Origin of the sequence: Leisingera sp. M523, from assembly GCF_025141335.1 — a bacterium.
In the GTDB taxonomy this organism is placed as follows: Bacteria; Pseudomonadota; Alphaproteobacteria; order Rhodobacterales; family Rhodobacteraceae; genus Leisingera.
The window spans coordinates 2,792,726-2,805,545 of record NZ_CP081036.1 but is presented as its reverse complement, the minus strand read 5'-3'; the positions used below and the strand labels follow the sequence as shown (position 1 = coordinate 2,805,545).

At 57.1% G+C, this 12,820-nt stretch carries 9 protein-coding genes and 3 pseudogenes; 6 read left to right on the top strand and 6 right to left on the bottom strand.

Features of this window, described 5'->3' with window-relative positions; genetic code table 11:
* Positions 1 to 61: 61 nt before the first annotated feature.
* Positions 62 to 1,642, bottom strand: coding sequence for an ABC transporter substrate-binding protein (locus tag K3557_RS13780; protein WP_259994571.1), 1,581 nt, complete (start codon positions 1,640 to 1,642; stop codon positions 62 to 64).
* A gap of 1,222 nt (positions 1,643 to 2,864) precedes the next feature.
* Here K3557_RS13780 and K3557_RS13775 point away from each other — a divergent pair.
* A complete protein-coding gene (locus K3557_RS13775; RefSeq protein ID WP_259994570.1) occupies positions 2,865 to 3,077 on the top strand; it encodes a hypothetical protein in 213 nt (70 codons plus the stop codon).
* Positions 3,074 to 4,543, top strand: a complete 1,470-nt coding sequence (locus K3557_RS13770) for an NAD(P)/FAD-dependent oxidoreductase (protein ID WP_259994569.1) — start codon at positions 3,074 to 3,076, stop codon at positions 4,541 to 4,543. Before K3557_RS13775 ends, K3557_RS13770 begins: the two co-directional genes overlap by 4 nt.
* Before the next feature lie 132 nt (positions 4,544 to 4,675).
* Here the strand turns inward: K3557_RS13770 and K3557_RS13765 are convergent, their stop codons facing one another.
* On the bottom strand, positions 4,676 to 5,875 hold the full coding sequence (locus K3557_RS13765; protein WP_259994568.1) for a recombinase family protein: 1,200 nt from the start codon (positions 5,873 to 5,875) through the stop codon (positions 4,676 to 4,678).
* Positions 5,876 to 5,999: 124 nt separating this feature from the next.
* On the opposite strand from K3557_RS13765, the gene K3557_RS20630 reads away from it, so the two are divergent.
* Positions 6,000 to 6,158 (top strand): hypothetical protein, encoded by a 159-nt coding sequence (locus K3557_RS20630; RefSeq protein ID WP_409201182.1) that lies wholly within the window; start codon positions 6,000 to 6,002, stop codon positions 6,156 to 6,158.
* 38 nt (positions 6,159 to 6,196) lie between these two features.
* Positions 6,197 to 7,595: pseudogene (locus K3557_RS13755) on the top strand (IS3 family transposase); the annotation flags it as partial.
* Here K3557_RS13755 and K3557_RS13750 read toward each other — a convergent pair.
* Positions 7,576 to 7,944, bottom strand: a pseudogene (locus K3557_RS13750) (transposase); the annotation flags it as partial. The pseudogenes K3557_RS13755 and K3557_RS13750 overlap by 20 nt on opposite strands.
* On the opposite strand from K3557_RS13750, the pseudogene K3557_RS13745 reads away from it, so the two are divergent.
* Positions 7,924 to 8,292, top strand: a pseudogene (locus K3557_RS13745) (transposase); the annotation flags it as partial. The pseudogenes K3557_RS13750 and K3557_RS13745 sit on opposite strands and share 21 nt — an antisense overlap.
* Positions 8,293 to 8,473: 181 nt before the next feature.
* On the opposite strand, the gene K3557_RS13740 reads toward K3557_RS13745, so the two are convergent.
* The gene (locus K3557_RS13740) at positions 8,474 to 8,935 is read right to left on the bottom strand and encodes a hypothetical protein (protein ID WP_259994566.1); all 462 of its coding nucleotides are present in this window, start codon (positions 8,933 to 8,935) and stop codon (positions 8,474 to 8,476) included.
* 136 nt (positions 8,936 to 9,071) lie between these two features.
* On the opposite strand from K3557_RS13740, the gene K3557_RS13735 reads away from it, so the two are divergent.
* Positions 9,072 to 10,139 carry an AraC family transcriptional regulator gene (locus K3557_RS13735; protein WP_259994564.1) on the top strand — a complete coding sequence of 356 codons (1,068 nt, stop codon included), beginning with the start codon at positions 9,072 to 9,074 and terminating at the stop codon, positions 10,137 to 10,139.
* Positions 10,140 to 10,217: 78 nt separating this feature from the next.
* Here K3557_RS13735 and K3557_RS13730 read toward each other — a convergent pair whose 3' ends face one another.
* On the bottom strand, positions 10,218 to 11,024 hold the full coding sequence (locus tag K3557_RS13730) for an alpha/beta fold hydrolase (protein ID WP_259994563.1): 807 nt from the start codon (positions 11,022 to 11,024) through the stop codon (positions 10,218 to 10,220).
* Positions 11,025 to 11,038: 14 nt separating this feature from the next.
* Complete coding sequence (locus tag K3557_RS13725; protein ID WP_259994562.1) at positions 11,039 to 12,721, bottom strand: FAD-dependent oxidoreductase; 1,683 nt, start codon at positions 12,719 to 12,721, stop codon at positions 11,039 to 11,041.
* Between the last annotated feature and the right edge of the window lie 99 nt (positions 12,722 to 12,820).

The following is a 12,820-nucleotide window of genomic DNA, read 5'->3' as shown; positions in this document are numbered from 1 at the left end:
CGCAAGCGGACGCGAGCTCCGGCGCAGGCACCCTCACACAAGGGTGCCTGACTGGTTTTCCTTATTTGAAGGCGAAGTATTTGAACTTCGGGCTGTCTTCCGGATCGACGATTGCGTCGACATGGGACTTCATGCCCCAGTTCAGCACCTGATGGTGAATCGGGAGGTACAGCACGTCTTCCTGCACCTGGTCCCAGATCGCGCCAATCGATTCATTGCGTGCGGCGATATTGGTCTCGCTCGCTAGTGCCTCGATTGCTTTGTCCAGTTCGGCGTTTGAATAGCGCGTGTTGTTCCACGACCCATAAGCCTCGCCTTTGGAATGGACCAGAAAGTTGAAGATGTACTCTGAGTCATAGGTCGGAACACCCCAGCCCAGCATGTAGAAGTCGGATTCCAGATTGTTGATCAACGGGAAATGCTGAGCCTTGGGCTTGGCATCCAGATTCACATTGATCCCGATCTGCGCAAACATGCCGACCGAGGCCTGGCAGATCGCTTCGTCGTTGATGTAGCGGTCGTTCGGGCAGTCCAGCTTGATCGAGAAGCCATCGCCATAGCCGGCCTCTTCCAGCAGCGCTTTGGCAGCCGCGATGTCAGTGGCCGGGACTTTGTCCAGTTCAGCGGTCCAGCCGTTCACGAAGGGCGGCAATGCCACGCCCGCAGGCTCCGATTGGCCGCGCATCACGATTTTCTGGATGGCTTCCCGGTTGATTGCCATGTTCATGGCCTGGCGCACGCGCACGTCTGACAGCGGGTTCCTGCCATCGACGTTGTCATTGGCCAGATCCGCGTCGCCTTGGTTCATCCCGAAGAAAATAACCCGGTTCTGCGGCGCCTTGCGCACGTCCAGGCCTTCTGAACCGTCCACACGGGAAAGATCCTGCACTGGCACGTCCTGGATGAAGTCCACTTCACCGGACAGAAGGGCAGCGACACGGGTCGCCGGATTCTGGATCGGCGATGCTTCAATCCGGGTCACTTGCAGCGGGAACTGCCCCAGGCCCCAGTAGCCGTCAAAACGCTCCAGCACGGTTTTAACGTCCGGCTCACGGCTGACCACCTTGTAGGGGCCTGTGCCGTTAGCATTTTTGGCAGCATAGGTGCTTTCGCCGCCCTCATAGTCCTGCACATCGACAGCATCGTTGGCCTCTGCCCAGCCCTTGTCCATGATCAGCAGGTTGGTGAGATTGTTGGGCATGATCGGGTTCGGGCCCTTGGTCACGATCTCAACCGTGTAGGGGCCGGTGGCACGGACTTCTGCAACCGAGGCCAGCACTTCCCGGTAGTTGCTTTTTTCGGTCATTGCCCGGTTCAGCGAAAAGACCACGTCTTCACTGTCAAAGTCAGCGCCGTCGTGGAACCTGACCCCTTCGCGCAGGGTGAAGGTCCAGACATTCGGGTCATTTTCCGAAGGCGCCCATTCGGTGGCAAGGCCAGGAACCAGCCCGCCTTTCATGTCACGGTCCACCAGCGGCTCCATGATCTGGCGGCCAAGCGTGATCGTCGGCCCCTCGTTCTGGGCATGCGGATCAAGGGTCAGTGCATCGCCCGCACGTGCCCATTTCAGGGTTTCAGCATATGCTGGAATACCTGCAGCAGCGCAAAGCACGCTGCTCAACAGAAGCGGTTTGAGTTTCATGTTTCTCCTCCGTGTTGCCTCTGAAGGCACGGGAAACCCGTTCGGCAAACCGGGTGGTTTGCCAGGGCGCCGTCAAAGGTCCATTTTTGGTGAGGCCTTGCGTTCCTCCACGATACGCAAGTCAACTTTTTGAGCGCTGAGGTCTGAGCGGCATTTCAGCGCAGATTTACTTTGATTGGTTACGGATGATTTTTTGACCCAAAGTTCGCGTCATTTTGTTACTATTGGGGTAGTTTGATCTAATTTTTTGGCAAAATACGATCAAAACAACATCGTCGCGCTCACGTAACACCGATCCTCTCCCGCTGCGCAAACGCTGGCTGCGCGCGTTCTGCAACCACATCCGGGCCTCCCCCACTAAGCTGTTCTGCCGTTATGAAGTGGAACACGGAGAACCAGAATAGGAATGAAGCAGTACAAGCCTGTAGAGATTGTCACTAAGCTGCGGCAGGTTAATGTGCCTCACGGACAGACCTTGGTTCAGCCGTAGCGAAAGGCAGTGCCTTCCCACTCTTCAAGGATTGGTCCCGGTTGCGGCGTAAGGATGGTAGGTATTTCGCTGATTATCGTACCGGCGAATGCCCTGAAACGGGAACACCGCTGCTCCGCCGCAAATCGCGTTCTGTACCTGAGAGCGGATACTGCGTCGGCAAACACCCGGAAGGGCAACGGCAGCAAAGTCCCGCATTTAGATGGTCTGACCAGGTTGCAGCGAAAGGACGGTTTGAATTCCGCACCTCAGAGTGGCTTTGAATGGCCGGTTTCGCGACAACGGCTGCAACGCAGCGATGAGCTTGCCGCACCTGCAAGCGAATGCTGCGTCAGCAAACGCCTGGAAGGGCAATGGCAGCATAGTCCCGCCCCTCGCTAGTCGGTCCTGACTGCAGCGAAAGAGCGGTCTGAATCTCACGCCTCAGACTAGCTTTCAATGACTACTTTGGCGACATCGGCTGCAACGCAGCGATCAGCGTGCCGCGCCTGCGAGCGGATGCTGCGTCTGCAACCGCCCGGAAGGGCGAAGGTCGGCTACGTCTAAGGTTTGTCGCTGCTGTTCAGCGTGAGCTGCAGCGACAAACCTTAGACAAAGCGAACCTTCACTGCGATTGCTCCAATGACCGCTGTGCGACAAGATCTCCAGCCTGCTCGTTTCAAAATGTGCATTTTTCCGATATGATAAATGGGGGGCTGCAAGATGAGCACATATCTTTTGATCGGCACCGCAATGGGTGCCATCGTCGGTTTTTTGCATATGCTGGACGTTTTTCGGGCGCGGCTGGATCGTCCCGGATTGGCTTACAACAAAACAGTTTGGCAAGGCATCTGGACTTGGTTTCTTTGGACGTTGTTCGGCGCCTATGTGCTGACGTTCTGGATTCTGGGGGCGGTGTTGTTGGGCGTTTCCAAACTGATGAACGGAACGCGGGAAACGCCATGATCCAGGGGAAAATCAAGACAGCAGCAATCATCGGCGCAGGTGTATCCGGTCTCGCCACGGCCAAGAACCTAAGCAAAAAGGGAGTAAGCTGCACGATATACGACCGAAGTTCCCAGTTGGGAGGCGTCTGGGCCGACGGGTATCACGGGTTTGGTGTGCAAATTCCAAAGGATCTCTACGAATTCCCGGATTTTCCATTGCCTGAAGCAGTGCCGCAATACACGCCGGGCCCTGATTTCCAAAAATACATGGAGGGTTATTGCGATCATTTTGGTATTCGCGACTGCCTGCAACTGGGTATGCGCGTCACCGCGCTGCAAAGATCGGGCGACGGCTGGGCGCTTGAAGTCGAAAATGAGAACGGCACCAACAGCGTGCAGGCCGATCTGGTCGTGATCGCCACCGGACTTTACTCAGAAACGCCTCTGATGCCAGAGATTCAAGGGCGGGATCAATTTCAGGGTGAAGTCCTTCACAACAGTCAGGTCAAGGACATTGAGATATTGCGCGGGCGTCGCGTTGCCGTCGTCGGGTATGGCAAAAGTGCAGGTGATATCGCCGGGGCTGCAATTGGCGTGGCGGACAAGGTGCATCTGGTGTTTCGCACCGCTCATTGGCCTGTTCCCAGAAAACTTCTGGGGCTGCTTCCTTTCAAGTGGGGAATGCTGACACGGCTCGTCGCGGCGATGATCCCGCCCTATGCCCGGCCAACACCCATCGTGCGCGGGCTTCACACCGTTGGCTATCCTTTGCCGTGGCTTTTCTGGCGAGTGGTTGAGCTATTGCTGGGCACCCAGCAAAAGCTGGGAACCAAGATCGCCAATGGAAACAATCTGGTTCCCGTGCATCCGATCGAATATGACGCCTATTCCGAAGTGACGATGGTGCCACGGCCCGGGTTCATAGAAAATATCCGCTCCGGAGAGATATCAGCTCATCGCAGCGGCTTGCAGCGGTTCACCGAAAAAGAGCTGATCCTTGAGGATGGTGACACGCTGGCCGTGGATTGCGTCGTTTTTGGCACCGGCTGGAAAACTGGTTTTAGATTTCTGCCCGAGGAACTGCGCGACGCGTTGGGCGAAGAACCGGACGGTATCTACCTCTACCGGCACATTCTGCATCCCGGCGTGCCCAACCTGGCGTTTGTCGGTCGCGCCTCGTCTTTCATGAGCGTTACGACATTTGCACTACAGGCCCGATGGCTTTCCGAGGTCGTCGTCGGAAACATAGCCTTGCCAAACGAAGAAGGCATGCGTGCTTCGATTGATGCACTCAGGCGCTGGAAACGGTCCTGGATGCCAGTAGGCCCGGCACGTTCGGCGACGTTGCTCTTGCACATGGCACATTATCACGACGAGTTACTTCTTGACATGGGCTCAGACCCGCTGCGGAAAGCAGGCTTTCTTGCTCCGCTCAAAGAACTGCTCGTGCCCTATCAGGCCAGTGATTTCCGGGATGTTGTTTAACGCGACTTGAAGGTCGGTTATCGGGCATAGATGCCGCTCGGGTAGTCCAAAAAAGCGCCTACAGCGATCGTCCGCTTTGAGTGGCGGACGTTTGTGCCTTCGTAGAACTGGGTGGGCTTACCCCCTCGCGAGCTATCCGGCCTGGATGAAACAGTGTCCAAATCCTGCTCCCGCAACCACCGTTTCCGACCAAGCCTCCGCAAAAAGCGGGGGCTTTTTCGATTCCGGCTGACCCAAAGCCATCAGCCCCGCCAGTTCTCCAATAAGTTCAAGCTGATGGCCCCCGGGCGCGTCCGCGTCCGGAACCATCCGCACCTCCGAAATCAGTGCCCGCAGCGACGCCGCCGCCTCCCGCCTCACTTCCGGTGCATTCAGAGCGCCAGCAAGATCCCCGATCAGCTCCCGGTACCGCGCCGACAGGCGCGGATGCAGCCGCAGGGCAGGGGGGTCCGGGTTGTCCGCGATGACCGCCGCCAGGCGGGCCTTCTCACCCTCCAGCTCAGACATCTTGTCCTTCATCGAGGCGGTGTACATGCCGTCCTCAATAGCGGTCAGGATGTTGGCGATCCGGCTCTCCACCTTCCTGAGGGAGTGTTCGGCCTTCTGCCGGTCCTGGCAGGCGCCCGCGGCGGCATCGTTGAACGCCTTGCGGTATTCTTCCGCAAATTGCGCCAGCAGGTCCGGTGCCAGCAGGCGCTGCTTCAGCCCGGAAAGCACCCGCTCTTCCACTTCTGCCCGGCCGATGGTGGCGCGGTTGGTGCAGACCGCAGCGCCCTTGTTGCGGGCCCCTGCGCAGCCGTAGCGCGTCTTGTTGATCAGCGTGTAGCTGGCGCCGCAGCAGGCGCAGGCCATCAGGCCGGAGAACAGCGTCTTCGGGCGGCGCCGGTCCCAGACCGGAACATTGGTGCCCGCGGTCTCCAGTTCTCCTTGGCGTGCCCGTACCGCATCCCAGAGATCCTGTGCGACAATCCGCAAATGCGGGACGTCGGTGACCGTCCAGTCGCTTTCCGGGTTCAGCCGCGAGATGCGCTTGCCGGTCTGCGGATCCTTCACGTAGCAAAGCCGGTTCCGGACTTGCCGGCCGATGTAGAGCTCATTGTTCAGGATGCCGGTGCCGCGCTGGCGGTTGCCATGGATGGTGGAGGCACCCCAATGGCGGCCGGACGGGGCAGGCATGCGCTCCTTGTTGAGCGCTTCGGCGATCTTCTTCGGCGAAAGCCCGCGGGCGTAGTTCGCGAAGATCCGGCGCACGACATCTGCCTGAACCGCACCGGGTTTGCCGGAGGCTTCAACTCCTGAGTAGGATGAAGTCACAATGAGCAAGACAACCAACAAGTATTCTCCTGAGGTCCGCGAGCGTGCGGTGCGTCTGGTGCTGGACAAGTGAGCCATTGGAGGCGCCATTGGTCCGAGCCCAATGGCAAACGGCCAGTACAGTTCCCGCTGGCAGGCAATCATGCCGGTCTCTGCGAAGATCGGCTGTTCGGCGCACAGGCTGAATGAGTGGGTGAAGAAGGCGGAAGTCGACAGCGGCAAGCGGGCGGGTGTTCCAACTGATGCCGCCGGCAGTGCGGGTCGTTCGCGCAGCGGTCAAATGATCCGGGGGATCATTTGACCGCCCAAACGAAGGCGCTTGAGCGGGAGAACCGCGAGCTGCGCCAGGTGAACGAGATTCTCCGCAAGGCATCGGCGTTGACCTTGTCACCCGGACCAGTGGCGTTCCTACGGTCAGCTTTGCGATGGCGGAGCTCGGCCGCCGGTCGAAGGGATGGTGTCATTCATCCGCTGCCCGGCAGCGCATGCCAGCATGCGCGAGAGGGGACATGCATCGCGGTGAGCATGGGGTCGAGCCGATCTGCATTCGCCATTGCCGCTCGGACCAATGGCGCGACATGGCTCATTCCTGCCGATTGCCCCTTCCACGTATTACGAGCATCTGGCGCAGCAGGCCGATCCGGCCCGGTTGCCGGACCGTGCCCGGCGTGACGCGGCATTGCGGCCCGGGATCCTGCGTGTTTTCGAAGAGAACTGGCGGGTCTATGGCGTGCGGAAGATCTGGCGGCAATTGCAGCGGGAGGGTCTCACTGTTGCCCGCTGCACGGTCGCCCGGCTGATGAAGAGCATGGGTATTCAAGGCGCTCGCCATTGTCCTCGGACCAATGGCGGACAAAAGCTCGCTCCGGGGCAAGCCGCACAAAACCACGATGCCCGGCAAAAAGGCCCCGTGCCCGCTCTCGCACATGCTGCGCATGTGCTGCCGGGCAGTGGATGGACAAGGTAAACCGGCAATTCCGTGTCCCCGCGCCCAACATGCTCTGGGTCAGCGATTTCACCTATGTTGCCACCTGGAAAGGGTTCGCCTATGTCGCCGCTCGCCATTGGGCTCGAACCAATGGCGCCTTCAATGGCTCGCTTATCGATGCCTATGCCCGCAAGATCGTTGGCCCCCTCTCGGCAGATTTGGCTTTGCCAAATCGCCTGCCGGTCAATGGGTCGTGTCAGCACCTCGGCGCATGCCGGGTTCGTTCTCCCCTCTCGCACATGCTTCGCATGCGCCTGCCGGGCAATGGATGCTCTGGAGCAGGCTGTTCACGAGCGGCGGCCGGCAAAGGCGATGGGGCTTGTTCATTACTCCGGCCGCCGTTCTCGGCGATGCTGGCATCGCCTGTCACGCAGTGGGTCAGCCAATACCTTTCGATCAGATACACAGAGCGGTTGGGCGAAGCCGGTATAGAACCTTCTGCGGGCAGCGTCGGAGACAGCCATGAGTTCAAGCAGATCCGCGCAGCGGATCAAATGATCCGGGGGATCATTTGAAGGCGCAGAACGCCCTGGCCGAGACGATCAACGGTTTGTTCAAAGCCGAGGTCATTCACCGCCGCGGCCCTTGGCGCAACTTCGAAGACGTGGAATACGCAACGCTCGGATGGGTGGATTGGTTCAGTTCAACAACCGCCGCCTGCTTGAACCCATTGGGGCTTTGTTGCACAAATCAGGCGAAGGACGCTCTTCCCCTTATACCCCATACGGACTCAGCCTACAGGCTCAGTGACGGGTATGCCAAGAGCCGTGTAGCGGTTGAGGATGGCGATGCGGACGTGGATTTCTGCAACCTGCCGATCAAAGTCCCTCGCCACCAGCGATTGGCCAAGTAGTTTCATGCAATGCATCTTCGTTTCGACGCGGCTTCGGCGGTGGTATCCGCTCCAACGCCGCCACAAGGTGCGGCCCAGATATTGCTGCGCACTGACCGCTTCGTTTCGGGCAATCGCTCCGGCGTTCGCCGGCTTCCAGGGCTTGGCATTCTTGCGCGGAGGGATCACGGCATTGGCACCTCTGGCGGCAATCGCCTCGTGGCATTTACGCGTGTCATAGGCACCATCGGCGATCACGGTGCCGATGGTGCCTATGACACGCGACGCTGCCATGCCGCGATCCTCGAACGCGACGCGGCCCCGATCATCCCGATCCGCAAGAATGGCCGGTTGTGGAAAGAAGATTGTCCGGCTGCGCAGGTCAGAAACGAAACTCTGCGAGCCACCCGACACTACGGTCGAGCCTTCTGGAAGCGCTGGACAGGATACCACGTCCGAAGCCGGATCGAGGCAAAGATGCGCTGCTTAAAGGCATTCGGCGAGCGCATTGCCGCAAGAGACCCCGACCGCCAAACCGCCGAGATCCATATCCGCATCGCACTCATCAACCGCTTCAACGCACTCGGCACCGCTGAGATTATCCGCGTCGCCTAAGTTCGGAGGGGAAAGGGGGAGCCAGGCCTCAAGAGCGAGTTCTGCAACAATGCCGTTATGAAGGCTCCTGATGTGAAACCTCAGATGTCAGAGTTCTGCAACTACGCTGGATTCATACAGTGAATCCCTTCAGACGATTTGTGCAACAAAGCCGGGGCACATCCTCAACGTCGTCCAGATTCTAAACGTTGTTGTTTTGTGCTTGAATTTGAACGTTACTTGATGAGTCGGTAATAGTTGTCACCCTATTTCGTAACCCCGAAAAAAGAAAAAGGAGGCCCGAAAGGAATAGTGAAATCTGAGGTACGTGAATCATGTATGCTCCATTTGGTGAAATTGAATCTCCCCAGACGTCACTAATTCCACCGGTCGACCATCCAAATGTCCAGGCGACCCAGAATGGCATTACAACAATGGAACCGAGAGCGGCTACACGGCGACAATCGTAAATATTTTTTGCGTTGAAGGTTAGGTATATTGTCATGCAGGCCAAGGTTAAGCCAAAGGTAACTTCCCGGATGAAGTGGTTCTTTACATAATCGGCGATCAATGGTGTAGAAAGTGATGTCGGGATAAATTGTGAGTATGCGATAAACATGAACGATATCCCGCTAATCACTAGTATTCGTCCGATAAGTGTCATGGTCTTTTCCTCCCTGTTTTTATTTCTGCGCAATGGGTCATCTTCCCGTCCGCAGCCTTCCCGTGTGTTATTATAGCGCTTTAGTCTTGCTTGGTGACGAGGTTGACTTAGCTCCCCGCTATGGTTATTAAAGCTCATGGCAAAAACTGCGAAGATAGACGCGGCAATAGGAACAGGGGAGTTCCTGATATCAGCTGATTACCTTGGATTGCTGGTGGCATTTTCTGCAAAATATGGAGTTTCTCCGGAATCCTTGTTTTCCAATTCTGACATTTCTCTAAGTAAGTATTTGTCAAGACCGCTTTTCGTTCGAAGCGACACATATAACGGTTTGGTTGATGAGCTTGTGGTTGCTTCTTGCGATCCGCTGTTGCCTTGGAAGTATGGCCGGGCAATCAGCGAACTTTCTCACGGTGCTGTCGGTCTTGCGCTTCAGAGCTGTGCCACATTGCAGCAGTTTCTTGATCTCCTGCCGATGTTTTTTGCGACACGCACTGGCTATGCGCAATCGGTTTCGATCGAGATGACAAGAAACCGCTGTGAGATTGTTGTTCGTTCCTCAAAACCCAATGCCCCAAATCATATTGTGCGCTTCAATACGATCTCCAGTTTGGTCGCGTTTGCCTGGATGAGCCGGCGGTTGACGGGATCCGAAGCGGATTTTCTGGATGAAGAAGTGCGGATTGCCTGGCCAGATCCGGGCAAGGAAATCCCGGCTGACTTGCTCCCGCCAGGCACAAAAATGTGCTTTGATCAGCCGGAGAGTCTGATTTCACTGCCGAAGCCGCGGTTGCATGCGCGGATTGCATCCAGCAGCCCAAATTTGATGGATGCAGCGTTGCGTCGCTGCGAAGTCGAGATGGAGGTGCCGCCACCCGAGACGGGAGTTGTTGAAAAGGTGCATTGGGTGTTCCGCAAAGTGGAGCCGGAACTGCCTACACTTGAGGAGGCTGCGCACCGTCTTGGAGTCTCCCCGGCAACGCTGAAGCGTCAGCTTAACAGTCAAGGCACCTCTTTCATCAGTATCAAAAAGAAGGTCCGGTTTGACCGCGTAACCGGGTACCTTTTGCTTGGCAAGCTCTCAATTGACAAGATCGCCGCCCGCACTGGGTTCAGCGATGCTAGTAATCTGTCAAAGGCATTTAGGCAATATTTCGGCGAGACCCCGGGCCAGTTCCGTGAGCGGCATAGATCGCAGAACTAGAGCGCCGTGGGGAACGCCGCGCGAGACCGCTCCCCGGCCGCCGTGACAACGGCAGAGACGCCGGGAAACCGCGTGTGTTCAGGCCAGAAGAAACCTTTTCATTGCGGCGGTCACATCACTTGGGGCTTCCAGAACGGCATTATGCCCGACTGGCAGCTTGGTGATTGATACATTCGCGGGCATGCGTGAGATAAGATGTTCAGACCGGACCGCGTCCATCGCTGGATCCTGGTCGCCATAGATCACTAAGCAAGGGATGTCGCTTCCGTTGAGGCAATCTGAGAGATCTTCGCGATGTTTCATGACGCTGAACAGAACAGGTTTAAGCGCCTTGTAGTCCAGCAAATGCAGGTAGTTGCGCAGCTTGCTCACCAGCATGCGGTTGCCTTTGGCTGCTGATTTGGACAGCAGGGCACTGGTAAGCGCACCTTCGAAGTTTTTCACTCCAAAGTTGGCTAAAAGGCGGGGGATGATTGAGAACATGATTTTCTCGGATCGTTTTGGACCAGAGGCACAGGTGTTCATCAGAACCAGACCATCGCATCGATCCGGAAAATGCTTGCTGAAGGATTGGGCGACAAAACCGCCCCAGGACAGCCCAACGATCATGCAGCTCGGCAATGCATGATGATCCAGTATCTCGCGCAGGATCACGCTGCAGTCTTTGATCGAGAAAATTTTCTGGGGCGCGTCTGAGCCACCATGGCCGGGCGGATCGATAACTAGAATGTTGAAGTCTGGTAAAAAGGCGTCGAGCACCGGGTCCCACATGGTTCCATCAAAAAACATGCCGGGCCAGAAGGCCAAAGTTCCCTTGGGGTTTGACGGCTGACTGATCGCAACAGCCATGCTGCCAAGGCTTGTCTGAATTTGTTCTTTGATCACGTAATTATCTCCGCTTAGTAGGTTGCATTGATGGCCGAGGCGGCTTTCATCGCGTTGTAAATACATAAAGAAAGGAAGGTCCCTTCCAGAGACCGTTTCCCGTTCACGCCGCCGCCGCCGAACCCGCTGGCCTCGCCAACGGCATAAAGCCCGTCAATGGCCGATCCGTCAGAGCGCAACACACGCGAGGACAGATCCGTATTGATGCCGCCCAGGCTCTTGCGAGTAATCAGATGCAGCCTGATCGCGACCAGCGGCCCCGCAGCAGGGTCAAGAATAGGTTGGCCCCGGCAGATCCGCAGCCGGTCGCCTTTCCAGTGGCGCAGGCCAACAATGCGGCGTACTTGGTCATCGTTGACCTGATCGTCACTGGCTGTCAGCTGCCGGTCAAATTCGGTTAGCTCTGCTTCCAGCACGGTTTTGTCGATCCGGTTGCTGCCGGTTAGCCCGTTCATGCCCGCGACAAGGTCACCCAGGTTATCGGCAGTAATTATGTCTTGGCTGAGGGGTTCGATCTCCTTCAGAAAGTTATCGGGGACCCTCAGCAGGTTGGCCAGAAACGTGAGCTTTCTTTCATCCCGGATGGCAGTGTTAAAAACGGTGCCGGAAATGTTGAGTTCGCGTTTGGCGATCTTCCAGTTCATCACCTGCCAAGTGTACCCGTGTTCCTGTTCGCAAACCCGCTGACATAAATGGCGGGTGTCGAACCCTGAAACCAGCGGCATCGGGCCGATGCGACGTCCGTAGCAATCGGCCCAGAGACCGGATCGCGGCGGGATCAAACTGGCGCCATGTTTGGGATCGGTTCGGTCGGAGTAGGGGTGGTGTATCCCGGCTGCATAATTCCAGAAGGCGTCGAGGTGAGTGACATTTGCTGACAGTTCTTCCGCTGCAACTCGGTGCAGCTTGCCATCGGAGTACTCATGCGACCCGTTGAGGATGTAATCCGGTGCCTTGGGCCAATTAGCGGGCCAGAGACGGCGGACCTCATTTTCGCTGCCAGTCACGCCGCCGCTGGCAATGACAATGTCGCGGCCCTGAAAACGACGCTCAATGCCGTTGCTTTCAGCAATGCAGCCGACAATTTTTCCGCTTTTTTGGATGAACTGCCTTACATCATGGTGAAAGAATAGCGTCAGCTTGTGGCGTTTCTTGTGACGTATTAGCCGCTTGACCAGAAGCCGGGTCAGTTTTTCCGATGACCCCCACATGATGTGATATCTGGGCACTGAATTGCCCGACATGTAATCGCCCCGTTCCACCCAGCCCGGCGCAGGCAGGAAGCGGATCCCCAGTTCTTTGGTGAGCCACTGATAGACGGTGGTAGAGCCTTCATTGATATAGGAAAGCGCCCATTTCTTCTGCCACACGTCCTCGGGGCCAAATTCAGCGGCGTGCAGCCAGTCACGGGTGGCAAGTTCCTTTGTATCCTTAATCCTGTTGCTGCGCTGAATAGGTGTGCCGGTGAACCACATGCCGCCAAAGGCTTCGTAGGCCTGGCCGCCGAATTTGGACGGCTTGTCTCGTTCCAGGATGGCGACGGACCGGCCTTGATCCAGCAATCCCAGGGCCGTAACAATGCCGGCGATCCCTCCGCCAATGATGACGGCATCATACTGTCGCGGATGGGAAGTCATACAATGCGTCTCCGGTACTGTGGCTGACAATTTTTCCGTTACACAGAAGTAAGTGATCACAGCAGTTTGGTTCGAGAGTGAAAGGGATCAACTGTATGGTTAAAGGAGCGCAGGCGATCTGCGTGAGATCTTGGTCTGTCCCTGACCCAAGGCAGCCGG

Excerpts from the sequence above, each read along its gene's own strand:
- K3557_RS13780 (WP_259994571.1), bottom strand. The coding sequence starts at position 1,642 with ATGAAACTCAAACCGCTTCTGTTGAGCAGCGTGCTTTGCGCTGCTGCA.
- K3557_RS13770 (WP_259994569.1), top strand. The coding sequence starts at position 3,074 with ATGATCCAGGGGAAAATCAAGACAGCAGCAATCATCGGCGCAGGTGTA.
- K3557_RS13740 (WP_259994566.1), bottom strand. The coding sequence starts at position 8,935 with ATGACACTTATCGGACGAATACTAGTGATTAGCGGGATATCGTTCATG.
- K3557_RS13735 (WP_259994564.1), top strand. The coding sequence starts at position 9,072 with ATGGCAAAAACTGCGAAGATAGACGCGGCAATAGGAACAGGGGAGTTC.
- K3557_RS13775 (WP_259994570.1), top strand. The coding sequence starts at position 2,865 with ATGGGTGCCATCGTCGGTTTTTTGCATATGCTGGACGTTTTTCGGGCG.
- K3557_RS20630 (WP_409201182.1), top strand. The coding sequence starts at position 6,000 with ATGCCGGTCTCTGCGAAGATCGGCTGTTCGGCGCACAGGCTGAATGAG.